This is a genomic window from Parazoarcus communis (assembly GCF_003111665.1).
Taxonomy (GTDB): Bacteria; Pseudomonadota; Gammaproteobacteria; order Burkholderiales; family Rhodocyclaceae; genus Parazoarcus; species Parazoarcus communis_B.
Genome location: NZ_CP022188.1, coordinates 2,737,907 through 2,760,686 on the forward strand (window position 1 = coordinate 2,737,907; position 22,780 = coordinate 2,760,686).

At 62.6% G+C, this 22,780-nt stretch carries 27 protein-coding genes; 10 read left to right on the plus strand and 17 right to left on the minus strand.

The window, feature by feature from the left end:
• Nucleotides 1-39: 39 nt before the first annotated feature.
• Nucleotides 40-846 (plus strand): ferritin-like domain-containing protein, encoded by an 807-nt coding sequence (locus tag CEW87_RS12485; protein WP_108973445.1) that lies wholly within the window; start codon nt 40-42, stop codon nt 844-846.
• 105 nt (nt 847-951) lie between these two features.
• Here the strand turns inward: CEW87_RS12485 and CEW87_RS12490 are convergent, their stop codons facing one another.
• On the minus strand, nt 952-1,578 hold the full coding sequence (locus CEW87_RS12490) for a c-type cytochrome (protein ID WP_108973447.1): 627 nt from the start codon (nt 1,576-1,578) through the stop codon (nt 952-954).
• Nucleotides 1,579-1,698: 120 nt separating this feature from the next.
• Here CEW87_RS12490 and yihA point away from each other — a divergent pair, with 120 nt between their 5' ends.
• Together yihA and hemB are read left to right on the plus strand one after the other, a co-directional pair.
• Complete coding sequence (gene yihA, locus CEW87_RS12495) at nt 1,699-2,361, plus strand: ribosome biogenesis GTP-binding protein YihA/YsxC (protein WP_108973448.1); 663 nt, start codon at nt 1,699-1,701, stop codon at nt 2,359-2,361.
• 194 nt (nt 2,362-2,555) lie between these two features.
• A complete protein-coding gene (gene hemB / locus CEW87_RS12500) occupies nt 2,556-3,572 on the plus strand; it encodes a porphobilinogen synthase (RefSeq protein WP_199917013.1) in 1,017 nt (338 codons plus the stop codon).
• Nucleotides 3,573-3,590: 18 nt separating this feature from the next.
• Here hemB and CEW87_RS12505 read toward each other — a convergent pair whose 3' ends face one another.
• Genes CEW87_RS12505 through bioB form a run of 3 tightly spaced genes read right to left on the minus strand, consistent with a single transcriptional unit; the run spans nt 3,591 to nt 6,179 of the window.
• Nucleotides 3,591-4,238, minus strand: coding sequence for a pyrimidine 5'-nucleotidase (locus CEW87_RS12505; protein WP_108973450.1), 648 nt, complete (start codon nt 4,236-4,238; stop codon nt 3,591-3,593).
• A 20-nt stretch (nt 4,239-4,258) separates the two neighbouring features.
• The gene (locus tag CEW87_RS12510) at nt 4,259-5,182 is read right to left on the minus strand and encodes a methyltransferase domain-containing protein (protein WP_108973452.1); all 924 of its coding nucleotides are present in this window, start codon (nt 5,180-5,182) and stop codon (nt 4,259-4,261) included.
• Nucleotides 5,183-5,189: 7 nt separating this feature from the next.
• Nucleotides 5,190-6,179 (minus strand): biotin synthase BioB, encoded by a 990-nt coding sequence (gene bioB / locus CEW87_RS12515; protein ID WP_108973454.1) that lies wholly within the window; start codon nt 6,177-6,179, stop codon nt 5,190-5,192.
• 58 nt (nt 6,180-6,237) lie between these two features.
• Here bioB and CEW87_RS12520 point away from each other — a divergent pair, with 58 nt between their 5' ends.
• Both CEW87_RS12520 and CEW87_RS12525 read left to right on the plus strand, forming a co-directional pair.
• Entirely contained in the window at nt 6,238-6,942 is a 705-nt protein-coding gene (locus CEW87_RS12520; protein ID WP_234421530.1) for a ComF family protein, read from the plus strand.
• A 35-nt stretch (nt 6,943-6,977) separates the two neighbouring features.
• Nucleotides 6,978-7,442, plus strand: a complete 465-nt coding sequence (locus CEW87_RS12525) for a tRNA (cytidine(34)-2'-O)-methyltransferase (protein WP_108973458.1) — start codon at nt 6,978-6,980, stop codon at nt 7,440-7,442.
• Nucleotides 7,443-7,487: 45 nt separating this feature from the next.
• Here the strand turns inward: CEW87_RS12525 and CEW87_RS12530 are convergent, their stop codons facing one another.
• Genes CEW87_RS12530 through CEW87_RS12555 form a run of 6 tightly spaced genes read right to left on the minus strand, consistent with a single transcriptional unit; the run spans nt 7,488 to nt 10,471 of the window.
• Nucleotides 7,488-8,471: an NAD(P)H-dependent glycerol-3-phosphate dehydrogenase gene (locus CEW87_RS12530; RefSeq protein ID WP_199917215.1), complete on the minus strand. Its 984-nt coding sequence runs from the start codon at nt 8,469-8,471 to the stop codon at nt 7,488-7,490.
• Between the two features lie 5 nt (nt 8,472-8,476).
• The gene (locus CEW87_RS12535) at nt 8,477-8,923 is read right to left on the minus strand and encodes an SH3 domain-containing protein (RefSeq protein ID WP_108973461.1); all 447 of its coding nucleotides are present in this window, start codon (nt 8,921-8,923) and stop codon (nt 8,477-8,479) included.
• A 10-nt stretch (nt 8,924-8,933) separates the two neighbouring features.
• Entirely contained in the window at nt 8,934-9,392 is a 459-nt protein-coding gene (gene secB, locus CEW87_RS12540) for a protein-export chaperone SecB (protein WP_108951059.1), read from the minus strand.
• Nucleotides 9,393-9,425: 33 nt separating this feature from the next.
• A complete protein-coding gene (gene grxC, locus CEW87_RS12545) occupies nt 9,426-9,695 on the minus strand; it encodes a glutaredoxin 3 (protein WP_108973463.1) in 270 nt (89 codons plus the stop codon).
• Between the two features lie 2 nt (nt 9,696-9,697).
• Nucleotides 9,698-10,114 (minus strand): rhodanese-like domain-containing protein, encoded by a 417-nt coding sequence (locus CEW87_RS12550; RefSeq protein WP_108973465.1) that lies wholly within the window; start codon nt 10,112-10,114, stop codon nt 9,698-9,700.
• Between the two features lie 21 nt (nt 10,115-10,135).
• A complete protein-coding gene (locus CEW87_RS12555; protein WP_108951062.1) occupies nt 10,136-10,471 on the minus strand; it encodes an ArsR/SmtB family transcription factor in 336 nt (111 codons plus the stop codon).
• A 126-nt stretch (nt 10,472-10,597) separates the two neighbouring features.
• On the opposite strand from CEW87_RS12555, the gene gpmA reads away from it, so the two are divergent.
• The 5 genes from gpmA (at nt 10,598) to CEW87_RS12580 (ending at nt 15,435) form a co-directional block, all read left to right on the plus strand.
• A complete protein-coding gene (gpmA, locus tag CEW87_RS12560) occupies nt 10,598-11,347 on the plus strand; it encodes a 2,3-diphosphoglycerate-dependent phosphoglycerate mutase (protein ID WP_108951063.1) in 750 nt (249 codons plus the stop codon).
• 10 nt (nt 11,348-11,357) lie between these two features.
• Nucleotides 11,358-12,713, plus strand: coding sequence for a murein hydrolase activator EnvC family protein (locus tag CEW87_RS12565; protein ID WP_332871677.1), 1,356 nt, complete (start codon nt 11,358-11,360; stop codon nt 12,711-12,713).
• Nucleotides 12,714-12,770: 57 nt separating this feature from the next.
• Nucleotides 12,771-14,150, plus strand: a complete 1,380-nt coding sequence (locus CEW87_RS12570) for a S41 family peptidase (RefSeq protein ID WP_108973467.1) — start codon at nt 12,771-12,773, stop codon at nt 14,148-14,150.
• A gap of 23 nt (nt 14,151-14,173) precedes the next feature.
• A complete protein-coding gene (locus tag CEW87_RS12575) occupies nt 14,174-14,623 on the plus strand; it encodes a hypothetical protein (RefSeq protein WP_108973469.1) in 450 nt (149 codons plus the stop codon).
• A 62-nt stretch (nt 14,624-14,685) separates the two neighbouring features.
• A complete protein-coding gene (locus CEW87_RS12580) occupies nt 14,686-15,435 on the plus strand; it encodes a HesA/MoeB/ThiF family protein (protein WP_108973470.1) in 750 nt (249 codons plus the stop codon).
• 6 nt (nt 15,436-15,441) lie between these two features.
• Here CEW87_RS12580 and ribD read toward each other — a convergent pair whose 3' ends face one another.
• The 7 genes from ribD to CEW87_RS12615 form a co-directional block, all read right to left on the minus strand.
• Nucleotides 15,442-16,533, minus strand: a complete 1,092-nt coding sequence (gene ribD, locus CEW87_RS12585) for a bifunctional diaminohydroxyphosphoribosylaminopyrimidine deaminase/5-amino-6-(5-phosphoribosylamino)uracil reductase RibD (protein WP_108973472.1) — start codon at nt 16,531-16,533, stop codon at nt 15,442-15,444.
• A complete protein-coding gene (gene nrdR / locus CEW87_RS12590; RefSeq protein WP_108973474.1) occupies nt 16,514-17,026 on the minus strand; it encodes a transcriptional regulator NrdR in 513 nt (170 codons plus the stop codon). The genes ribD and nrdR overlap by 20 nt, the downstream gene beginning before the upstream one ends.
• Before the next feature lie 72 nt (nt 17,027-17,098).
• Nucleotides 17,099-18,349, minus strand: a complete 1,251-nt coding sequence (gene glyA / locus CEW87_RS12595; RefSeq protein ID WP_108973476.1) for a serine hydroxymethyltransferase — start codon at nt 18,347-18,349, stop codon at nt 17,099-17,101.
• A gap of 101 nt (nt 18,350-18,450) precedes the next feature.
• Entirely contained in the window at nt 18,451-19,098 is a 648-nt protein-coding gene (locus tag CEW87_RS12600) for a histidine phosphatase family protein (protein WP_108973478.1), read from the minus strand.
• Nucleotides 19,099-19,108: 10 nt separating this feature from the next.
• A complete protein-coding gene (locus CEW87_RS12605; protein WP_108973480.1) occupies nt 19,109-20,791 on the minus strand; it encodes a TRAP transporter large permease in 1,683 nt (560 codons plus the stop codon).
• Nucleotides 20,788-21,372, minus strand: a complete 585-nt coding sequence (locus CEW87_RS12610; protein ID WP_108973482.1) for a TRAP transporter small permease subunit — start codon at nt 21,370-21,372, stop codon at nt 20,788-20,790. The genes CEW87_RS12605 and CEW87_RS12610 overlap by 4 nt, the downstream gene beginning before the upstream one ends.
• A 146-nt stretch (nt 21,373-21,518) precedes the next feature.
• The gene (locus CEW87_RS12615) at nt 21,519-22,601 is read right to left on the minus strand and encodes a TRAP transporter substrate-binding protein (protein ID WP_108973483.1); all 1,083 of its coding nucleotides are present in this window, start codon (nt 22,599-22,601) and stop codon (nt 21,519-21,521) included.
• Between the last annotated feature and the right edge of the window lie 179 nt (nt 22,602-22,780).

Consider the following 22,780-nt stretch of genomic DNA (forward strand, 5'->3'; position numbering starts at 1 on the left):
GCCAACCTGTCGCGCATGTCTGCCGTTAAAATTTGCAGCATGACCCAGAATCTTCACGAAGCCGCCCTGGCGGCCATGATGCTCGACGATCCCGACGCCAAGTGTGTGGCCACGATGCAATTGCGTTCGGATTGGTGCGCTGGCGCCCTTGACCTTGTGCCGGGTGCGGACGACCCGCACGCAGTGTTGGTGCCCGGGCGCCCGCAACGTCCGCAGCTTGTTCCGCCGCACCTGCTCTCGAGCCGCCGGGTGGGCACGCGCGAAGGGCATGCGGCGATGTTGCACGCGATTGCGCACATTGAATTCAATGCCATCAATCTCGCGCTCGATTGCGTGCATCGTTTTCGCAGCATGCCGCGCAGCTTCCACGATGATTGGGTGAAGGTGGCGGCAGAGGAGGCCTATCACTTCGGCCTGGTGCAGGCACGGCTGACCGCCCTGGGACATCGCTACGGGGATTTTCCCGCGCACAACGGGCTGTGGGAGATGGCCTGTCGCACCGCGGACGATGTGCTGTCCCGCATGGCTCTGGTGCCCCGGGTGCTCGAAGCGCGCGGGCTCGATGCCACCCCGCCGATTGCGGACAAGTTGCGCAGTATCGGTGACCGGGAGAGTGTTGCGGTGCTCGACATCATCCTGCGTGACGAAGTGGGGCATGTGGCGATTGGCGACTGCTGGTTCCGCAAGTGCTGTGAGGACAGGGGGCTGGATGCCGAGGCCTGCTATCTTGATCTGATCGCCCGCTTCGATGCTCCGTGGCCGCAACCGCCCTTGCACCGGGAGGCGAGATTGGCGGCTGGTTTCAGCGCCTCTGAACTGGATCGCCTGGCGCGAGGTCGGCACTGAATGCGGAAATACCTGCGGGCACGGGGTGCGGGCAGGTGGGCGGGATGAAAGGGCAGATACAAAAAAGGGTGGCCAAGCCACCCTTTCTCTTGATGCGAGCTGCGCTTAGCGCAGGCCGGCAGCGTAGTCGGCCACGGCCTTCATTTCCTTGTCCGTCATCTTCAGTGCGATCGTGCGCATCATCGAGTTGGGGTCGTTGACACGGACGCCTTCACGGAAGGCCTTCAGCTGGGCTTCGGTGTAGTCGGCGAACTGACCCGCGAGCGCAGGGTACTGGGCAGGCATGCCGGCACCGGCAGGGCCGTGACAGGCTGCACAGGCGGGAACGCCCTTGGAGGCGATGCCTGCGCGCCAGATCTGCTGACCGGCATTGAGGGTGTCAAGGTTCTTGGCGGCTTCGGGCTTGAGTGTCTGCGAAGAGAAGTACTCCGCCAGTGCCTTCATGTCGGCCACTTCGAGACCGGCGACCATGGCGCCCATCACTGCGTTTTCACGCGCAGGCGGCTTGCCGTCCCAGCTCTTGAATCCTTGCAGTTGCTTGAACAGGTACTCGGAGTGCTGGCCAGCGAGCTTCGGGTTTGCCGGAAGCTGGCTGTTGCCGTCCGCCATGTGACAGCCTGCACAGATCGTTTCTGCGGTCTGTTTTGCCTTGGCCAGGTCGGGTGCCTGATCCTGAGCTTGGAGGCTGCCTGCGACCAGCAGCAGCGAGAGCAGCAGGGAACGCTTGATCATGATGTCCTCGGAAAGCCGTGAGTGAATGCCCTAAAACGCGGTATTCTATATCACGAAACCCTCGTTGCGCGACGCGAAGAGGGTTTTTACCCAGCCCAACGGCCTTTGAGCCCTTCTTCGATGCCCATCTTCCGCAACGCACAATTCGAAATTTCGATCGCCAAGCCCTCGGGGCTTCCCCCGCCCAACGGATCGGAGATCGCTTTTGCCGGCCGCTCCAACGCTGGAAAATCGAGTGCGATCAACACGCTCGCGGGTCATGTTCGTCTGGCTTACGTCTCCAAGACGCCCGGGCGGACGCAGCTGCTTAACTTTTTCCGTCTCAATTGCGGCGCCTGTCTGGTCGACCTGCCGGGCTATGGCTATGCCGCAGTACCCGAGAAGATCCGCCGCGAATGGGGCGGGTTGATCGAGACGTATCTGAAGGAGCGCGAGAACCTGATCGGACTGGTGCTGATGATGGATTCGCGCCGTCCGATGACTGAGCTCGACCGCCAGATGATCGGCTGGTTCGCGCCGTCAGGCAGGCCAATCCATGTGCTGCTGACCAAGAGCGACAAGCTTTCGCGTGGCCCGGCCAATGCGACCCTGCTCGCGGTGCGCAAGGACCTCGCTGCCTATGGCCCGCAAGTTACCGCACAGCTGTTCTCCAGCCTGAAGAAAACCGGCGTCGAGGAGTGCGAGCGCATCGTTACCGGCTGGCTGGGGATGAACGAACTGGCGCCGGATGCTGCCGAGCCTGCAGGCGATGTCGCGGGTACAAAAACAAAAACCCCCGGCTAAGGGGGAGGCCGGGGGTGAAAAGCCTCGATAGGGTCGAGGCCCCGCTCAGGGAGGTGAAGCGGGAGATGGTTCATCACCATCTGCGGTGTGAGATAGCCCCCAATGCGTGAAGTTCCCCGCCGAAAACGTTACCGTATGTGTTTAGTCCGATCGATTGCGTCGATCGCTTTTTCATGACTTCTGACGGACTCGATATGCAAGCCAATCCGAACTTTCCATCCACCCGCATGCGGCGTATGCGCCGTGACGACTTCTCGCGCCGGCTGATGCGCGAGAATGTGCTGACGGCGAACGACCTCATTTATCCCGTATTTGTCCTCGAGGGCGAAGCCACGGTCGAGCCGGTATCGTCCATGCCCGGCGTGTCGCGGGTGTCGCTCGACGGTCTGCTGCGACTGGCCGAAGAGGCACAGAACCTGGGCGTGCCGGCGCTGGCACTGTTCCCGGTGGTTGGCGCCGACAAGAAGAGCGAGGGCGCCGAAGAAGCCTGGAACCCTGACGGCCTGGTGCCGCGGGTAGTGCAGGCGCTGAAGGCGAACTTCCCGGATCTCGGCGTGATCACCGACGTCGCGCTCGACCCCTACACCAGTCACGGCCAGGACGGGCTGATCGATCCCGCGGATCCGCGGGGCTATGTCCTCAACGACGAGACGCTCGAAGCGCTCGCCAAACAGGCGCTGTGCCATGCCCAGGCCGGGGCCGACGTCGTTGCACCATCCGACATGATGGATGGCCGGGTGGCGCGCATTCGGGCAAAGCTCGACGAAGATCAGCGCATCTACACCCGTATCCTTGCCTATTCGGCGAAGTACGCATCCAGTTTCTACGGTCCTTTCCGGGACGCAGTGGGCTCGGCCGGCAACCTCGGCAAGGGCAACAAGTACACGTACCAGATGGATCCCGCGAACAGCGATGAGGCCATCCGCGAGGTTGCCCTCGATATCGCCGAGGGTGCCGACATGTACATGGTCAAGCCAGGCATGCCTTATCTCGACATCGTGCGTCGGGTGAAGACCGAACTGCAGGTGCCGACCTACGTGTATCAGGTGAGTGGCGAATACGCCATGCTCAAGGCCGCTGCGGCCAACGGCTGGCTGGATGAGAAGGCGTGTGCAATGGAGGCGCTGGTGGCCTTCAAGCGCGCGGGTGCCGACGGCATCCTGACCTACTTCGCGCTCGATGCTGCACGCTGGCTGCGCGCCGGCGACTGATCGCCTCTGTCTGCGGGTTCAGCCGAGCAGGCTGCCCGCAGCACGTCTCAGTTTGAGGATGGAACGGATCTTCACGTCAACATAGGCGGGGTGACGGCTGCCGCCACCCACGAGGACGGTGCGCATGCCCAGCTGGCGCGCGGTACGCAGATTGGCCGCGGTGTCTTCGACCATGATGCAGCGACGGGGGTCGAGGCGGTAACGGCGGATGATCTGCCGGTACGCAGCCATGCCCGGCTTGGGCTGCATGTTCAGTGATTCGATGGCGACCACGTCGTCGAATATGTTGCGGATGCCCATGATGCCGAGCACGTTCTCGGCATATCTGCGCGGGGCGTTCGAGAACACGATTTTCCGCCCCGGCAGTTTCTTCAGCATGCCTTTCAGGGCGCGGTCGAACACCATCATTTCGTGCAGGCGATCGAAGCTGTGGGTCTCGCTCAAGAAGTGGTGGGGGTCGGTCGCGTGATGGCGCATGAGCCCGAGCAGCGTTGCACCGTACTGATGCCAGTAACGGGTTCGCAGTGCGTTGGCCTCGTCCGCACTCAGCGCGAGGTGGCGCTCGAGATAGGCCGTCATGCTGCGGTTGATGTGCGGGAAGATGTGCGGGCTGGCGTTGTGCAGCGTGTTGTCGAGGTCGAACAGCCAGACTGGGGCGGAGGTCATCGGAGCATCGTCCTTGGTGATCAGCTCGACGAACTGTCGGTCTGCCGCGGACGGAACTGGATCACAGCCCTGCCGTCCTCGGTGGTTTTTGCAGGGGCTTTCCATGCGTGCCCCTGGATGACCTCGAAGGTGGCCGGCAGGCGACCTTCGGTACGGAGTTTTTCGTAGTGCGCCCGTGCAGCCGCCCAGCCGTCGCGGCCGCTGAGGCCTCGCGGGCGTGAGCTGGCAGCGTTGTTTCCGCCGCTGGCGCGCAGATCGCTGAGCAGGCCGTCGACATCGTTGTAGGTCAGGGTCAGCATCTCCATGTCCATGACCGGGTCCGAAAAACCGGCCTTGACCAGCACGTCACCGATGTCATGCATGTCGATGAAGCGGTGCACCCTTTCGCCGGCCTGATCGGGCAGCGCTTCGCGCAGCTCGCGCAGCGTGTCGGGGCCGAGACTGGAGAACATCAGCAGGCCACCCACTTCAAGAACCCGGTGCGCTTCCTGCAGCGCAGGCAGGGGGTCGTGCAGCCCCGGCAGCATCAGGTTGGACCACGCCAGTGAGACGCTCGCACGCGGCAGTGGAAGGGCGTTCGCGTCTGCCGCGACCACCGGCGTGCCATGCGGTGAAGAGCCGATCAGGCGCCCCAGCAGGCGCCGCGCCGTGCCGCTTTGCGGCGTGGTGCGGCGGCGGCATTGCTCGAGCATCGGGAGCGAGAAGTCGAGCCCGATGAGCGCGGCTTCGGGGAATCGCGCAGCCAGTTTCAGCAGGTCGCTGCCGGTGCCGCAGCCAAGGTCGACGATGCGCTTGGGCGAGATCCGGATGTAGTCGAGGCGCTCGTCCATGCGTCGGGCGATCTCGCGTGCGAGAACGTCGGCGCTGTCATAGCGTGCAGCCGCGCGGTCGAAGCGCTGCCTGAGCAGTCGACGGTCGAGCTGGAAGTCCTGATCCTGCGCCACTGGTGCTTCAGATCGCCTGCAGACCGAGGCGAACGAAGAGCTGTTCGTCGTGATCGGCGCCGGGGTTGTCGGTGGTCAGCAGGCGTTCGCCGTAGAAGATCGAGTTGGCTCCAGCCATGAAGCACAGGGCCTGAAGCTCGTCGTTCATTTCCTGGCGGCCAGCGGACAGGCGCACGAAGCTGGTGGGCATGGTAATGCGTGCGGCGGCGACAGTGCGGACGAACTCGAAGGGGTCGAGCTTGCTGCCATCGGCCAGCGGGGTGCCCGGAATCTGCACGAGATTGTTGATGGGGACCGACTCCGGCGGCGGATTCATGTTTGCCAGCTGGGCAATCAGTCCTGCGCGACCGGTCTGTGTCTCTCCGAGGCCGATGATGCCGCCCGAGCAGACATTGATGCCCGCGCCGCGTACCTTGTCCAGGGTGTCGAGCCGGTCCTGAAGCGTGTGGGTGGTGATGACCTCGGCGTAGAACTCGGGTGCGGTGTCCACGTTGTGGTTGTAGTAGTCGAGCCCGGCCTCCGCGAGTTGCGCTGCCTGGCCTTCGCCGAGCATGCCCAGGGTGACGCAGGTTTCGAGTCCGAGCTTTTTCACCTCGCGCACCATTTCCAGCACCGGGACAAGATCCTTGTCCTTGGGGCCGCGCCAGGCTGCACCCATGCAGAAACGCGAGGAGCCCTTGGCTTTCGCCGCGCGGGCATGTTCGAGGACTTCCTCGACCGGCATCAGGCGTTCGCGTTCGAGGCCGGTGTCGTAGCGGGCGGACTGCGAACAGTATCCACAGTCTTCGGAGCAACCGCCGGTCTTGATCGACAGCAGGGTGGAACGCTGAACCTGTCCCGCGGTAAAGTGTTCGCGGTGGACCTGTTGCGCACGGTACATAAGGTCCATGAACGGCATGTCGAACAGCGCCTGCACGTCGGCAACGCTCCATCTCTCGTCAGAGGGCAGGGCTGGAGCAGGCTTGCGGGCGAACTGGATGGTCGATGTACTTGTCATGCCTCTTGGTCCACGCTGTAATCCGGTAACCCGGCATCTTCGTTCACGGCGCGAAAACTTGTCAAATACCCATCGAAGTCTGCAGCAACTTCTCAACCATGTACTTGATGTGGTGATGCCGCAGGATTGTTACCTGTGCGGTGCGCGTTCGGACGGGCAGCCCGTGTGCCCCGAGTGCCATGCGGGGCTGCCGTTTCATCGCGCGGCGTCGTGTCCGGTGTGTGCGCTGCCGACGACGGAGGGCGAGGTGTGCGGTCATTGCCTGCGCACGCCTCCCGCGTTCGACGCCACGCGTGTGGCCTTCGACTATGTGTTTCCCCTCGATGTGCTGGTGCAGGCGCTGAAGTACCGGCACAAGCTTGCGCTGGCGGGCTACTTTGCCGACGCACTCGGGCTGCCCCGGGAGGTTGATCTGATCGTGCCGATGCCACTGCATCCCATGCGGCTTGCCGAACGCGGCTTCAATCAGGCGGTAGAGATCGCACGCCCGCTGGCTGGCGCCACAGGGTTGCCGATGGCCTTCGCCGGTCTGGCGCGAGTGCGCAACACGCCGGCTCAGGCGAGTCTCGGCCGTGCCGAAAGGGTCGCCAACATGCGGGGGGCCTTCGAGTGCTCCCTGCGCCTCGACGGGAAGGCCGTGGTGGTGGTCGATGACGTCATGACCACCGGCGCATCGCTGGATGAGGTCGCGAGGTGCCTCAAGGCCTGTGGCGCGGCGCGGGTCGAAAATCTGGTGGTCGCCCGCACACCGGCACCGCTCTGAGCTAGAGTGCGCGCTTTGCCACTTCTGACTGAGCAATGTTCGACATCGTCCTGTTCGAGCCCGAGATCCCTCCGAATACGGGCAATATCATCCGCCTCACCGCAAACACGGGCGCCCGGCTGCATCTGGTCGAGCCGCTGGGCTTCGATCTGAGCGACAAGCAGCTTGCGCGTGCGGGGCTGGATTACCACGATCTCGCGCATGTCACGGTTCATCCGGACTGGGATTCATGCATGGCGACCTTTGCCGGGCGGCGGATCTTTGCGCTGAGCACACGCGGAACGGTGCGACACGATCACATCGGGTATGCGCCGGGAGATGTGGTTGTGTTCGGGCCGGAAAGTCGCGGCCTGCCCGAGCAGGTGCTGCATTCCGTGCCGGCCGGGCAGCGCCTGCGAATTCCGATGCGTCCGGCAAACCGGAGCATCAACCTGTCGAACGCGGTGGCGGTGGTGGTCTACGAAGGGTGGCGCCAGCTCGGCTTCGAGGGCGCAGTCTGAGCGCTGCAGCGCACGGTGCGCACCAGGTGCCCGCCGTTGCCGGGCTTATTCGTGCTTTGGATCGCGGGCGAGGAGTTGTTCGACCACTTCGCGCGCCACATGGCCCTCGTGCAGGAGGGCATTTACGGCCGAGCAGATCGGCATGTCAACGCCGACGCGTTCTGCCATGGCCGTCACTTCGCGCGCGGTGGACACGCCTTCTGCGACGTGGCCCAGATCGCGCAGAATGTCATCCAGCGTCTTGCCTTCGGCCAGCGCAAGGCCAACCCGGCGATTGCGTGAGAGGTCGCCGGTACATGTGAGAATGAGGTCGCCCATGCCGGCCAGCCCCATCAGGGTTTCCGGTTTGCCACCAAGCGCTTCGGCGAGGCGTGCGATCTCCGCGAGACCGCGGGTAATCAGGGCTGCTCGTGCATTCAGGCCGAAACCCATGCCGTCGGATACACCGGACGCAATGGCCATCACGTTCTTGATGGCGCCGCCGATCTCGCAGCCAATGACGTCGGTGTTGGCGTAAAGGCGCAGCAGGGGTTGGTGAAGGCTGTTTACCCAGTGGCTGGCGAATTCCGGGTCGGCAGAGGCGATGGTCACTGCTGCAGGCAGTCCGCGTGCAACCTCGGCGGCGAAGCTCGGGCCGGTCAGCACGCCGCAGGGTGCATCGGCCCCGAGCTCTTCGAATACGATTTCGTGCGGGAGCCTGGCGCTGCCCGCTTCCAGCCCCTTACATGCCCAGATCAGCGGCGTGTCGGGCTTGAGGCGGTGCAGGGCGCGCGTGGTGCTGCGCAGGCCTGACAACGGGGTGACGACCAGGTGCAGGTCCGCACTGCGTGCCGCCGCGTCGAAATCGCTCGTCAGCTGCAATTCCGGATGAAGCGGAAGTCCGGGCAGATAGCGGCGGTTTTCGCGGTCCGCGCGCAGGGCTTCGATATGGGCAGCGTCGCGGGCCCACAGGGTGACCTGATGGGTATCTGCAAAGGCTTGCGCGAGTGCCGTTCCCCAGGCACCGGCGCCGAATACCGAAATTTGCATCTGATTCAAAGCCCCCAGACTTCGTTTACACGGAGGTATCCGCTGGCGCCGTCCGCATGGCGCACCTTGATCCAGCCGGCCACAGGGGCTTCGGTGAGTTCAAGGACTGCATCCTTGACGGTGATGAAGGCCGCGGGGGCTGTGTCATTGGCTTGCTGACGAACGGAAGTCTGCGCCACATTCACGATGACGGTCCGTTTGTCGGCAAGCGCGCGGCGATCTATCCACGACAGACCGCCCGCCGGATCGCGCACCTTGACCCACTTGTCGAGCGACACGACCATTTCGACCGGTGTACCGGCGAGAATGATCGCGAGTTTCCTGCCCTTGTCCGACGGCGTGTCGTACAGAATCGACGGTGCTGCGACCGAACGGAACTCGATGGCGAGGCTGGCGGTGCTCGCCAGCGTCAGGGCAAGGGCGAGCGCGAGTTTGAGGGGGCGGGAGCGCATTTGCGACGACTTACTGAACCGGCACTTCGCCAGCCGGAGCCTGTTGCTGCTGACGGGACTGGTACAGTGCTTCGAAGTTGACCGGTGCCAGCAGCACGGGCTGGAAGCCTGCACGGGTGACAGCGTCGGAGACGGCTTCGCGGGCGTACGGGAAGAGGATGTTCGGGCAGCCGATCATCATGACGGGCTCGAGATCGCCTTCCGGGATATTGCGGATCTGGAATACGCCGGCCTGAGCAACCTCGACCAGGAATACCGAACGGTCTTCACCGATCTTTGCAGCAACGGTCACGGTCAGAACGACTTCGTACAGGCCTTCATCGACTGCATTGCCATCGGTGCGAAGTTGAACGTTGATCTGGGGCGTGTCGCGCTCAAGGAAGATCTGCGGTGCGTTGGGCACCTCGAGGGAGAGGTCCTTGACGTAGACTTTTTCGATGGAGAAGACGGGTTGCGCGTTTTCGGTCATGTAAGTTGCCTGATTCGGTTGGAATTTAATGGGTCAGCTTGTGCTGCCGTCGAGCATGGATACCAGCGATCCCGCCTGATCCAGCGCGTAGAGATCGTCACAGCCGCCGACATGGTAGTCGCCAATGAAGATTTGCGGAACCGTGCGTCGCCCGGTGATCTCCATCATCTCGGCACGTTTGGCAGGGTCGCCATCGACGTTGAACCTGATCATGTCGGTCACGCCGCGTGCGAGCAGCAACTGTTCGGCGCGGGCGCAGAAGGGGCAATAGCTGCTTGTATAGATGCGGACTTCGGGCTGCATGCTCACTTCCTCTTCTTGCTCACGGGCTGCCCGGCCTTTTCCCATTCGATGAGGCCGCCGCGCAGGTTGTACAGTTTTTCGAAGCCGGCTTTCTTCAGCGTCGCCAGGGCCGAGCCCGAACGTGCGCCAGTGGCGCAGCACAGGATGATCGGGCGGTTCTTGAACTTGTCGAGTTCGGTGGCGCGACGGGCGAATTCCGCCATGGGGAGGTGACGTGCATTGGGGATGTGACCCTTGCCGTACTCGCCCTGATCGCGAACGTCCACGACGATGGCGTCTTCGCGGTTGATCAGCATCGTGGCTTCGGTCGGGCTGACCAGGGTCTTGTTGCCCTGGTTGCGAACGAAGTCGAACAGTAGCCAGCCGCCCGAGACGGCTGCAAGTGCGGCCCAGGCCAGATTTTGTTGCAGGAATTCCACGAAATCGTTGCTCCGGAGTTGTTACTTGTTGGATTGCGTGGGGGCGACACCGCAGAAGACTTCGCGCATGAGCACGATCAACTGCAGTGTGCGCTGGTCGCCCACGCGGTAATAGACGCGATTGGCGTCCTTGCGGGTTTGCAGGACGCCCTTGTCACGCAGGATGGCGAGGTGCTGCGAAATGTTGCTCTGGGAAGTGCCCACGGCTTCGACAATATCCTGCACGCACACCTCTTCGCTGCCGAGGATGCACAGAATCTTGAGCCGCAACGGATGTGCGATCGCTTTCAGCGCTCGCGCAGCCGTTTCGATGTGTTCATGCTTGTCGATCAGCTCGAAGATGTCTTGATTAATCACTTGAGGGCCGGATGGGCAAAACCAATAGTATAAAATAACGCGTTGTTGTCTAGCGCGCCATCTCTGTGTCGCGCCAGCAGTGTATCTGTATTGCAGTTTTCAACCCTTACCGGACACCGACTTTCTATGTACAAAATCGTTCTGCTTCGACATGGTGAATCAACCTGGAACAAGGAAAACCGCTTTACCGGGTGGACCGATGTCGATCTCACCGAGCAAGGGGTGGGAGAAGCACGCGTTGCGGGCCAGCTGCTGAAGGATGAGGGATACGCTTTCGATCTCGCATTCACCTCCGTGCTCAAGCGCGCGAACAAGACGCTCAACATCGTGCTCGAAGAGCTCGATTCGCTGTGGCTGCCGGTCGAGCATTCATGGCGGCTGAACGAGCGCCACTATGGCGCACTGCAGGGGCTGAACAAGGCTGAGACAGCAGCCCAGTACGGCGACGAGCAGGTGCTGGTATGGCGCCGTTCCTACGATACGCCGCCGGCACCGCTGGAAGAGGGCGATGCGCGCCTGAATTACGATGACCCCCGTTATGCGTCGCTGCCGCGTGCGCGCTTTCCGCGCACCGAGTGTCTGCAGGACACCGTGGCCCGCGTGGTGCCGTACTGGGAAACCGTGATCGTGCCGCAGATTCTCGCCGGACGCCGCATCCTGGTCGCTGCGCACGGTAACAGCCTGCGCGCCCTGATCAAGTATCTCGACAACATCTCCGATGCTGACATCGTTGGCCTCAACATCCCGACGGCGCAGCCGCTGGTGTACGAGCTCGACGTCAATCTGAAGCCGGTCAAGAGCTACTACCTTGCCGACGAGGACACCATCCGCGCTGCTCAGGCTGCGGTTGCAGGTCAGGGCAAGGCAAAGGTCTGAAACTTCTCTCGTGACAAACGCTTGTGGTCGTGCCGCCCTGCGGGGTGTTCTGGTGCTGATGCTGGCAGGCATGCTCCTGCCCGGGAGCGCGCTTGCGCAGGCGACGGTCGAGATCAAGGAGAAGCGTTCCGATCTGGATGACCTCAAGCAGCGGATCCGCGATCTGCAGAAAGACATGGCTCAGACCGAGGCCACCCGCTCGGGCGCGGCCACAGCACTGGCCGAAGCCGAGCGGGCCGTGTCGAAGGCGGAGCGAGATGTCCGTCGGCTTGCAGCGGAGCGCACTTCCTCCGAAAAGAAGCTCGCGCTGCTCGAGGCCGAGCAGCGCGAGGTTGAAGACCGTATCGGTGCGCGTCAGGGTGAGCTTGCAGAGTGGCTGCGGCGGCACTACATGTTCGGTGCGGCCGATGGGGTCGCGCCGCTGCTGTCCGCGCGCGACCCCAATCAGCTGGCGCGCGATGCGCATTACCTCGAGTATCTTGGGCGGGCGCGCCTCGAACTGATCGATGGCTTGCGCAGTGACCTGAGAAACAAGGCTGAGCGTGCTGTCGAGATCGCGTCCCGTCGCGACCGCCTGACACAGCTCGAAGCCGAGCAGCGTGCACAACAGGCTTCGCTCAAGGCGGTGCATGCCAAGCGCAGTGAAGCGCTCGCCGAGATTGCAAGCCAGCTTACGTCGCAGCGCAAGGAGGTCAGTGCGCTCAAGGCAGACGAGCAGCGGCTGTCGCGCCTGATCGAAACCCTGGCGCAACGGGCCCGCGAAGCGGCAGCGCGTCAGGCCGCAGCGCGCGCGGCCGAGGCCCGCAGGGCGGCTGCCGCTGCGGCCGCGGCGGAGCAGCAACAACAGGCCGCATCTTCATCCTCATCCGAGCGGCGTCCGTCGCGCCCGACAACGTCCTCTTCACGCCATTCCGAGCCGGTCGTCGGCGAGGTGCGCAAGTCAGCGGGGCCGACCCCGACCGGCGTCAGTTTCGGGCAGTTGCGCGGACAACTGCGTTTTCCTGTTCGTGGCGAACTCATCGGACGCTTCGGTGCTCAAAGGGCTGAGGGTGGAACGACCTGGAAGGGGGTTTTCATCCGGGCATCCAGTGGTGCTGAAGTGCGCGCAGTTGCGGCCGGCGAGGTGGTGTTTTCCGACTGGTTGCGTGGCTACGGCAATCTGCTGATTCTTGACCACGGTGGAGACTATCTTTCCGTGTATGGCAACAACGATGCATTGCTCAAAGTCGTCGGTGACAACGTGGCTGGCGGCGATGCGATTGCCAGTGTGGGGGTGAGCGGAGGCGGCCCGGAATCGGGTTTATACTTCGAAGTCCGTCACCAGGGACGGGCACTCGACCCCCTGCAGTGGGTGCGGCTTAACTAGATTCAGATTCAGGCGCGGCCGAGGGGCCGCGCTGGCATATTCCCCGATGGAGTGCTCATGCCCAGCAGCAAGTTGAAACAATTCGGGCTCGTAATGACCGGCGTCGTCGCCGGTGTGATGATCAGCCTGAACTTCTCCGCCAATGCCGATAAGACCGCGCTGGCGCCGCTTCCCGTCGAGGAGCTGCGTGCGTTCGCCGATGTCTTCAATGCCATCAAGCAGGGCTATGTCGAGCCGGTCGATGACAAGAAACTGGTCACGCATGCGATCAGCGGAATGCTGAGCGGGCTCGATCCGCATTCGGCCTACCTCGATGCAGAGGCGTTCAAGGATCTGCAGGTGGGTACTCAGGGCGAGTTTGGTGGCCTGGGTATCGAGGTCGGCATGGAAGACGGCTTCGTCAAGGTGGTGTCGCCGATCGAGGATACGCCGGCCTTCCGCGCAGGCGTGAAGGCGGGCGACCTGATCGTCAAGCTCGACGATACCCCGGTGAAGGGCATGAGCCTCAACGATGCGGTCAAGCGCATGCGCGGCAAGCCCAAGACCGACATCACGCTGACCATCATGCGCAAGGGCGAGGTCAGGCCGGTTATCGTCACGCTCACGCGCGAAGTGATCAAGGTTCAGAGCGTCAAGTCGAAGGTCGTCGAGCCGGGCTACGGTTACCTGCGCGTCGCGCAATTCCAGGAGAACACCGCAAGCTCGGTCGTGACCCACCTGCAGAAGCTGGCCAAGGATGGCGAACTCAAGGGGCTGGTGCTCGATCTGCGCAACGATCCGGGCGGCCTGCTGCACGGTGCGGTCGGTGTGGCGGCGGCCTTCCTGCCAGTCAATACCCTGGTGGTATCGACCGATGGACGTACAGAGGACGCCAAGCGTGAGTTCCGTGCATCGAGCGACGACTACCTTCGCGGCTCGCGGGACGACTTCCTGCGCGCGCTGCCGAAGTGGGCGCGCGATGTGCCCATGGTGGTGCTGGTCAACGGTGGCTCGGCCTCGGCGTCGGAGATCGTTGCCGGTGCGCTGCAGGACCACAAGCGTGCAGTGATCATGGGAACCCAGAGCTTCGGCAAGGGGTCCGTGCAGACCATTCTTCCCCTCAACAACACGACGGCGATCAAGCTCACCACGGCGCGCTATTACACGCCGAGTGGCCGATCCATCCAGGCCAAGGGTATCGAGCCCGATATCGTGGTCGAGGAATCCACCAACGGCTCGGCCAAGCGGATTCGCGAAGCGGATCTCGATGGCCATCTTGGCAACGATCGTGATCCGGAGGCCGAGCGCAAGGCACGAGAGGCTCAGGATGCGCAGGGCGCTGCCGAGGACGAGGCTGCTCAGGCGGCGCGTTTCGAGCAGGCCGGCAAGGACGACTATCAGCTTGGGCAGGCGATCAATCTTCTCAAGGGCCTCCAGATCGTCCAGAATAAAAAATAATCCATGAGACAGGGAGGGTTGTGATGCGACGTGAAACCGCCTACAAGCTTGCCGGCAGGCGTCACGACCATCCCGTTGCCGGTTCGGGGATGGAGAAGCACCGTGAGCTGCGCTTCAAGAAAATGCCGCCAGGCCAGGTAGAGCAGGCACTCCGGGCGCTGAGCATGCTGAAGGGGCTGGAGGTCGAGGCGGGGGTTGGCGAATACGCACTGGTTGTGCGTTATTCAGTGCTCGACTACAGCCTCGAATCGCTTGAAGAAGCATTGCGTGACGCCGGCTTCGCGCTGGACAACACGCTGTACTCGAAACTCGTACGTGCGCTGGTCTATTTCTGTGAGGAAACCCAGCGCCACAATCTGGTGTCACCCGAGCGTCTGCTGAAGAAGTCCAACGAGGTCTACATCCAGGCCTGGGATCACCATGCACATGGTGATCACGACGAAACGCCCCCCGACTTGCGCGAATACAAGTAGGGGCATTTTCCGATCCATCGTGCGGGCTGCCATGTGCGGCCCTTTTTCTTGTGTGCTCAGCCATGAATGACGATCAGCTACTGCGCTACAGCCGGCACATCCTGTTGCCTGAAATCGGTGTCGAAGGTCAGGAGGCCATTCTGGCCGCGCGTGTTCTCGTGATCGGAGCGGGCGGCCTGGGGTCGCCTGCGGCCATGTATCTTGCTGCAGCCGGTGTCGGCACACTGGTGCTCGCGGATGGGGATACAGTGGATCTGACCAACCTGCAGCGCCAGATCCTGCATAGCGCAGAAGGCGTGGGGCGGCTCAAGGTCGAGTCCGGACGCGATGCGCTGCACCGGCTCAACCCCCTCGCACAGGTAGAGATCCTGCCGGTCCGCCTGGAGGGCGATGCGCTCGACGCACAAGTTGCCGCGGCCGATGTCGTTCTCGACTGTTGCGATAACTTCGCAACGCGCCATGCGGTTAATCGGGCCTGCGTCAAGCATCGCAAGCCCCTGGTGTCCGGGGCGGCAATCCGCTTTGACGGCCAGGTGTCGGTGTTCGATCTGCGCAATGCCGAGAGTGCCTGCTATCACTGCCTGTTCCCGGAAGGCGAATCGCTCGAAGAGGTCCGCTGTGCCGTGATGGGCGTGTTTGCGCCGCTGGTGGGCATTATCGGCTCCACGCAGGCGGCCGAGGCGCTCAAGCTGATCGCAGGCTGTGGAACTTCGCTCGATGGCCGTCTGTTGCTGCTGGACGGGCTCGGAATGGAGTGGCGCAGCGTGTCGCTTGGGCGGGACCCCGGTTGTGCGGTGTGCGGGACGCCCTAGCCGCGCTCAGTTGCGGGGGCGAGCGATCAATCTCAGGTCGTCGCCAATCTGGCGGAGGTCGCGGATATCGAGGCTTACCGCCTCATCCAGCCGGGTCAGCGCAGCGAGATTGAACAGGCCCTGCGCCGCGTCGCCAACCAGAATCGGCGCCAGATAGAGCAGGAGTTCATCGACGCAGCCTTCGCGTAACAGCGAGCCGTTGAGTTTCAGGCCGGCCTCTGCGTGGACTTCGTTCAGGCCGAGTTGGCCGAGCGCGGTCATCAGTGCGGGCAAATCAACCTTTCCACCCGCGTTCGGCAGCACCAGCAGGCGGTGTCCGGCGTCGGCCAGGCAGGCGTGCTTGTCGCGGTCTTCGCTGGCAGTGGCAATCACGATCGGATCGCCCTGCAGGATGCGTGCTGCGGGCGAGACGTCGAGCCGGGCGTCGATCAGCACCCGCAAGGGCTGGCGTTCGCAGGGCACGGCTCGCACGGTCAGCTGGGGATCATCTGCCTTGACCGTGCCGATTCCGGTCAGGATCGCGCACGCCCGAGCGCGCCAGCGGTGACCGTCGGCGCGGGCTGCGGCACCGGTGATCCACTGGCTGACGCCATTGTTGAGTGCGGTCTTGCCGTCGAGGCTGCTGGCTGCCTTGAGGCGCAACCACGGGCGGCCGCGGGTCATGCGCGAGATGAAGCCGATGTTGAGTTCCCGGGCTTCGGTTTCGAGCAGGCCGTGAGCGGTCTGTATGCCGCTGGCCCGCAGCCGTTCCAGGCCGCGACCGCCAACCAGCGGGTTCGGGTCTTCCATTGCAGCGACCACGCGGGAGACGCCCGCAGCGATCAGTGCGTCGGCACATGGGGGCGTGCGACCAAAGTGGGAGCAGGGTTCAAGGGTGACGTAGGCGATGGCGCCGCGCGCCGCATCGCCGGCCTGCTGCAAGGCGATGGCCTCGGCGTGCGGTTCGCCTGCACGGCGGTGCCAGCCTTCGCCTACGGTTACGCCATCGCGAACGATGACGCAGCCGACGCGCGGGTTTGGCGTCGTGCTTTCAAGGCCATTGGCGGCCAGGGCGATGGCCCGGGCCATCGCGGCATGGTCAGTTGCCGAAAAGGTCATTCTCGGGGTCCGCAGGCGTTGCACTGCCCCGCGCGCGCTTGGAACGCGGCTGTACTTCGCGAATCACTTCGGAAAATTCATCCACGTCGGCAAAGTTGCGATATACGGACGCGAAGCGGATATAGGCGACCTTGTCGAGCTTCTTGAGCTCCTTCATCACGAGTTCACCGATCTTTTCGCTCGCTACCTCGTTCTCGCCCATCGACAGCAGTCTTGCCTCGATTCGATCAACTGCGGCTTCGAGCGCCTCTGTGGTGACCGGACGCTTGCGCAGCGAGAGCTTCATGCTGCCAGAGAGTTTCGCGTGATCGAAATCGGTGCGACTGCCGTTGCGTTTGACGATGTGCGGCATCTTGAGGTCGATGCGCTCATAGGTCGTAAAGCGCTTGTCGCAGTGCATGCAGCGTCTACGGCGGCGCACGACGTCGCCGTCGTCGTTCTCACGCGTGTCTGTGACCTGCGTATTAGGGTCGCCGCAGAAGGGGCATTTCATTGCTTGAGCGCTGGCACTTTGCTACGGCGGCCCGTATGGAAGCATCCCCCGGGCCGCACGCGCATCAGTTGCTTACTTGCCGTAGACCGGGAACTTCGCACACAGCGCCGACACCTTGCTGCGCACGCCTTCGATCACCGCGGCGTCTTCCGGCGCTGCGAGTACGTCTGCGATCAGGTGGGCGATCTGCTCGGCTTCGATCTCGGTGAAGCCACGGGTGGTCATCGCCGGCGAGCCGATACGGATGCCGGAGGTCACGAAGGGCTTCTCCGGGTCATTCGGGATCGAGTTCTTGTTGACCGTGATGTGAGCACTGCCGAGTACAGCTTCGGCGGCCTTTCCGGTGATCTTCATCGAGCGCAGGTCGACCAGGAAGACATGGCTCTCGGTGCGGCCGGAGACAATGCGCAGTCCGCGCTCTTCCCCGAGCACGCGCGCCATCACGCGGGCATTGGCAATCACCTGTTCCTGGTAATTCCGGAACTTGGGCGATGCGGCTTCCTTGAAGGCGACTGCCTTGCCAGCGATAACGTGCATCAGCGGGCCGCCTTGCAGACCGGGGAAAATGGCGGAGTTGATTGCCTTCTCGTGCTCGGCCTTCATCAGGATGATGCCGCCGCGCGGGCCGCGCAGCGTCTTGTGCGTGGTCGAGGTGACGACGTCGGCGTGGGGCACCGGGTTCGGGTAGTAACCCGCGGCGATCAGGCCGGCGTAGTGCGCCATGTCGACCCAGAAGATCGCGCCGATTTCTTTTGCAACCTTGGCGAAGCGCTCAAAATCGATGCGCAGCGAGTAGGCTGAGGCGCCGGCGATGAGGATGCGCGGCTTGTGCTCGCGTGCCAGCGCTTCCATCTTGTCGTAGTCGATTTCTTCTTTTTCGTTCAGGCCGTAGGCCACGACGTTGAACCACTTGCCCGACATGTTCAGCGGCATGCCGTGGGTGAGGTGGCCGCCTTCGGACAGGCTCATGCCCATGATGGTGTCGCCCGGCTTGGCAAAGGCCAGCAGCACGGCCTGGTTTGCCTGCGAGCCCGAGTTGGGCTGCACGTTGGCGGCTTCGGCACCAAAGAGTTTCTTTACACGTTCGATGGCGAGTTGCTCTGCCACGTCCACGTGCTCGCAACCGCCGTAGTAACGCTTGCCCGGATAACCTTCAGCATACTTGTTGGTCAGCTGGGAGCCCTGGGCTTCCATGACCGGGTATGAGACGTAGTTCTCGGAGGCAATCAATTCGATGTGGTCTTCCTGGCGGCGGTTTTCCGCCTGCACGGCGGCCCACAGCTCGGGATCGACCTTGGCGAGGGTATCTTGGGAAGAAAACATGGAACGGACTCGGCAGGGTTGTGATAAAGGCGGATATTAACACGCGAGGCGAGGGCGTATGTCGAGCCGCGTGCGCCGCAACATGTTTGTTTCGCACAGACTCAGGCGTTGGAGAGCTCGTCGAGTGCGCTGCCAAGGTGGGACTGGTCGCCCCAGCTGACCAGTTGCCAGCGGCCGTCGTGGTGGGTGATCCAGTTCAGCGCGGCATTCGGGATGGTGAAATCGCGCGGCGAGTCGAGCGACTTTCCCGTGCTCAGGCGGTGAATGATGTCGAGCACGCCGCCATGCGTCACGATCAGAATCTGTTCGCCGGGGTGGCGCTCGACGATTTCGAGCAGGGCTGCGGCAATGCGCGCAGCGAAGGCGGTCAGGCTTTCGCCTCCATCCTCGAAGGCAAAGCGGGCGTCGCGGCTCAGGAAGCGGGCGTAGTCAGCCGGGAAACGGGTTTGGGCTTGCTCGTAAGTCAGGCCCTGGAAATGTCCGTAGTGGCGTTCGCGCAGTCCCGGGTGGGTGTTGATACGGTCTTCGGGGCCGGGCCAGATGCACGCCGCAGTGCGTCGGGCGCGCTGCAAGTCGCTGCTGTAGGCGGCCGCGAAGCGCTGGTCCGAAAGGGCACGGCCCGTGGCGTGTGCCTGGGCGATGCCGTTTTCGTTCAGTTCAATGTCGAGATGCCCCTGGAGACGCCTTTCGGCGTTCCAGGTGGTTTCTCCGTGACGGACAATGCAGAGTCGGGTAAGTGGATTTGCCATCCGCCCGATCTTACCATCCGCCAGATTCCGCCGGCGCCCCCCAGCCGCCGCCTGATGTCGGTGCTTCGATCTCGATGGTGTCCAGATCCACCTTAACTTCGGCATCCAGGCTTCCGGTAACAAGTTCCGGGAAGATGATGATCAAGGCCAGAACGAAGATCTGGATCAGAACAAACGGCACCGAACCACGATAGATCTGGGTGGTCTTGACCGGTTCGATCCGCTTGCCCGTCACCCGGTCGAGGAAGGCGCTGACCGGTGCGACGCTGCGCAGATAGAACAGTGCGAAACCGAACGGTGGCGTCAGGAACGACGTCTGCATGTTGATCGCGATCATCACGCCAAACCAGATCAGGTCGATGCCAAGCTTGTCGGCAACCGGTGCGAGAAGCGGAAGCAGGATGAAGGCGATCTCGAAGAAGTCGAGGAAGAAGCCCAGGGCGAAGATGACCACGTTCACAAAGATCAGGAAGCCGATCTGCCCGCCCGGCAGCTTGTCAAACAGGTGCTCCACCCAGTGCTGGCCATCGACTGCCGTAAACGTGAAGCTGAAAATCGTCGAGCCAATCAGGATGAAGAGCACGAAGCACGACAGACGGGTCGTGGACTCGAGTGCCTGCGTGAGCGTCTTCAGGTCCAGGCGCTTGCGCACGGCGGCGAGCAGGATGGCGCCGACCGCACCCATTGCGCCACCTTCCGTGGGTGTTGCAACACCGAGGAAGATCGTACCAAGCACCAGGAAGATCAGTGCAAGCGGCGGAATCAGGACGAACACGACACGCTGGCAGATGCGCGACAGCAGCCCGAGCTTCAGCGCACGGCTGACGCTTGCAGCGACCAGCGCGAAAATGGTGCCGACGGACATTGCCATGACGATGATCTCGTCGAGCGCAGGCTTTGCTTCGGTGCCGTTCATGGCGCTCAGGATGTTGGCGTAGTTCATGCCGAACACGGTCGAAATGGCCGTGGTGACAACCGCAAAGACGAGTAGCGAGCGCAGGCCGGACGTGCCGTCGGGTTCACGGTGAGTCAGCGCTTCAGGCGGCAGGGCCGGCACCAGTTTCGGCTTGAAGATTGCAAGGCCGATAATGAAAATCGCGTAAAGCGCAACAAGCAGGAAGGCTGGCAGGAAGGCGCCCTTGTACATGTCGCCGACGCTGCGTCCGAGCTGGTCGGCCATCACGATGAGCACGAGAGAGGGCGGAATTGCCTGGGCCAGGGTGCCGGAGGCGGTGATCGCGCCGCAGGCGATTTCACGGCTGTAACCGTAGCGCAGCATGATCGGCAAGGAGATCAGGCCCATCGAGATGACCGAAGCAGCCACCACGCCCGTGGTGGCTGCAAGCAGGGCACCAACGAAGATCACGGCCAGCGCGAGGCCGCCGCGTACCGGGCCGAACACCTGCCCGACAGTGTCGAGCAGGTCCTCGGCCATGCCACTTCGTTCGAGGATCAACCCCATCAGGGTAAAGAAGGGAATTGCCAGCAGCGTGTCGTTCTGCATGATGCCGAACACACGCAGCGGAAGCGCCTGAAACAGTGACGAGGGCAGCAAGCCCGCTTCAATGCCGACAAAGCCGAAGAACAGGCCGCAGGCTGCAAGCGCAAATGCGACCGGGAAACCCGACAGCAGGAAGAAAATGACCGCGCCGAACATCACTGGCGCGGCATTGGCGGAAAAGAACTCGATCATTGCGTGGCCTTTGCTGCGTCGGTTTCGTGTTGTTCCGTCGGGGCGTCACCATGTCCGCCATGCAGGGTCGGATCCGGGGCCTTGCCCGCGAGGTAGCCAAACCGCTTGATGAGCTCGGAGACTGCCTGCAGCGCAAGCAGCCCGAAACCGATCGGTACCATGATGTACACCGGCCAGCGAATCAGGCCGCCGGAGTTCGAGGACATCTCACCCGAGGTGTAGGCGGCCTCAACGATGGGCCAGGAAAAATCGATCATGAAGTAGCACAGCGGCAGCAGGAAAATCAGGATGCCGCCAATGTCGATGAATGTGCGGGTGCGCTTGGAGAAGTTGTTGGCAACCGCGTCGATGCGCACGTGTGCGTTCTGCAGGAAGGTGTATCCGGCGCCGAACATGAAAACGGCTGCGAACAGATACCACTGAATTTCGAGAAACGAGTTCGAACCAACGTTGAAGGCCTTGCGTGCAATGGCATTCAGGGCGCTGATGACGGCTGCAGCGAGGATCAGCCAGATGATGGATTTCCCGACCAGTCGGGCCAGGCCGTCTATCAGGCCGGAGAGTTTTAGAAGGATACCCATGAGAAAGTCGGCTTTGCCCCGAAGGTGCTGATTGAGCCGGTGTACTCCTGTGCTCTGCTCAGAAGGGCGGCTGGAAAGATTGTGCTGGCGATGTCCTGCCAGCACGTTTGCACGTCCGGCAGGCTCCGGCCGTGCGTGAACAGCTGTTACAGTTTCTGTGCCGACATGTACTGGTCGTAGCTACCATCGGCGATCGGCGCCCACTGGTAGGAATCGGCGAGGAATTTCGCGTAGTCGCCGTAAATCTTCTTCCAGTCCGGGTTGGTGTCGTTCAGTTCCTTGTATACCTCGTTGCGGGCCTTGAACCCAGCGTCCATGACCGACTTCGGGAAGCGGTCGAGTTTTGCGCCTTCCGCAATCAGCTGCTTCAGGGCGTTCGGGTTGCGCGCATCGTAGCGGGCCTGCATGACAACGTGAGCATCGGACGCAGCCTGGCGAACAATGGCCTTGTACTCGTTCGACAGTGCGCCCCACTGCTTGTCGTTGATGTACAGGGACAGCTGAGCGCCACCCTCCCACCAGCCCGGGTAGTAGTAGTAGGGAGCAACCTTGTGAAAGCCGAGCTTCAGGTCGTCATACGGTCCGATCCACTCGGTTGCATCGATGGTGCCTTTCTCGAGTGACTGGTAGATTTCGCCAGCAGGGATGTTCTGTGACAGGCCGCCCATCTTGGCGAGCACGCGACCGCCGAAGCCGCCGATCCGCATCTTGAGGCCATTGAGGTCGGCGGGCGACTTGATGGGCTTGCGATACCAGCCACCCATCTGCGCACCGGTGTTGCCCATCGGGAAGTTGACGACGCTGAACTGCGCGTAGAACTCACGCAACAGCTTCATGCCGTTGCCTTCGTACATCCACGCCGTCTGCTGGCGCGAGTTCATGCCGAACGGAATCGCGCAGTCGAACGCAAACGCTTCGTTCTTGCCGAAGAAATAATACGGAGCAGTGTGGGCGGCATCGATGGCGCCCTGCTGAATTGCGTCGACCACACCGAAGGCCGGGACGAGCTCGCCGGCGGCGTGAATCGAGATCTGGAACTTTCCACCCGTTGCTTCCGCAACGTTCTTGGAGAACGTCTCAGCGGCGCCGTAAATCGTATCGAGCGACTTCGGGAAGCTTGACGCAAGACGCCAGCGGATCTGTTGTTGTGCGTTTACGATCGCCGGTGCGGTGCCAGCCGCAAGTACGCCAGCGAGACCTGCACCCTTCAGGAATTTACGACGTTCCACGTTATCTCCTTTGTATCTTTCTGTTTTAGCAATTGCTGCGCTGATTATATGGATTGGCGCGCGCCGGAAAACCGCGGAAAACCCTAACCGGAGTGCCACTTTCGTAGTATTTATGCTGCTGAAGTCATTGTTTTAGTGAAAACTTGCAGTGTCGGCGGCGCTTCCTTGCTCGATTGGCG

What these genes read in the sequence shown, in the direction of transcription:
- CEW87_RS12485 (WP_108973445.1), top strand. Translation starts at nt 40, where the DNA reads ATGACCCAGAATCTTCACGAAGCCGCCCTGGCGGCCATGATGCTCGAC.
- CEW87_RS12490 (WP_108973447.1), bottom strand. Translation starts at nt 1,578, where the DNA reads ATGATCAAGCGTTCCCTGCTGCTCTCGCTGCTGCTGGTCGCAGGCAGC.
- yihA (WP_108973448.1), top strand. Translation starts at nt 1,699, where the DNA reads ATGCCCATCTTCCGCAACGCACAATTCGAAATTTCGATCGCCAAGCCC.
- hemB (WP_199917013.1), top strand. Translation starts at nt 2,556, where the DNA reads ATGCAAGCCAATCCGAACTTTCCATCCACCCGCATGCGGCGTATGCGC.
- CEW87_RS12505 (WP_108973450.1), bottom strand. Translation starts at nt 4,238, where the DNA reads ATGACCTCCGCCCCAGTCTGGCTGTTCGACCTCGACAACACGCTGCAC.
- bioB (WP_108973454.1), bottom strand. Translation starts at nt 6,179, where the DNA reads ATGACAAGTACATCGACCATCCAGTTCGCCCGCAAGCCTGCTCCAGCC.
- CEW87_RS12525 (WP_108973458.1), top strand. Translation starts at nt 6,978, where the DNA reads ATGTTCGACATCGTCCTGTTCGAGCCCGAGATCCCTCCGAATACGGGC.
- CEW87_RS12530 (WP_199917215.1), bottom strand. Translation starts at nt 8,471, where the DNA reads ATGCAAATTTCGGTATTCGGCGCCGGTGCCTGGGGAACGGCACTCGCG.
- CEW87_RS12535 (WP_108973461.1), bottom strand. Translation starts at nt 8,923, where the DNA reads ATGCGCTCCCGCCCCCTCAAACTCGCGCTCGCCCTTGCCCTGACGCTG.
- secB (WP_108951059.1), bottom strand. Translation starts at nt 9,392, where the DNA reads ATGACCGAAAACGCGCAACCCGTCTTCTCCATCGAAAAAGTCTACGTC.
- grxC (WP_108973463.1), bottom strand. Translation starts at nt 9,695, where the DNA reads ATGCAGCCCGAAGTCCGCATCTATACAAGCAGCTATTGCCCCTTCTGC.
- gpmA (WP_108951063.1), top strand. Translation starts at nt 10,598, where the DNA reads ATGTACAAAATCGTTCTGCTTCGACATGGTGAATCAACCTGGAACAAG.
- CEW87_RS12570 (WP_108973467.1), top strand. Translation starts at nt 12,771, where the DNA reads ATGCCCAGCAGCAAGTTGAAACAATTCGGGCTCGTAATGACCGGCGTC.
- CEW87_RS12575 (WP_108973469.1), top strand. Translation starts at nt 14,174, where the DNA reads ATGCGACGTGAAACCGCCTACAAGCTTGCCGGCAGGCGTCACGACCAT.
- CEW87_RS12580 (WP_108973470.1), top strand. Translation starts at nt 14,686, where the DNA reads ATGAATGACGATCAGCTACTGCGCTACAGCCGGCACATCCTGTTGCCT.
- ribD (WP_108973472.1), bottom strand. Translation starts at nt 16,533, where the DNA reads ATGACCTTTTCGGCAACTGACCATGCCGCGATGGCCCGGGCCATCGCC.
- nrdR (WP_108973474.1), bottom strand. Translation starts at nt 17,026, where the DNA reads ATGAAATGCCCCTTCTGCGGCGACCCTAATACGCAGGTCACAGACACG.
- glyA (WP_108973476.1), bottom strand. Translation starts at nt 18,349, where the DNA reads ATGTTTTCTTCCCAAGATACCCTCGCCAAGGTCGATCCCGAGCTGTGG.
- CEW87_RS12600 (WP_108973478.1), bottom strand. Translation starts at nt 19,098, where the DNA reads ATGGCAAATCCACTTACCCGACTCTGCATTGTCCGTCACGGAGAAACC.
- CEW87_RS12605 (WP_108973480.1), bottom strand. Translation starts at nt 20,791, where the DNA reads ATGATCGAGTTCTTTTCCGCCAATGCCGCGCCAGTGATGTTCGGCGCG.
- CEW87_RS12610 (WP_108973482.1), bottom strand. Translation starts at nt 21,372, where the DNA reads ATGGGTATCCTTCTAAAACTCTCCGGCCTGATAGACGGCCTGGCCCGA.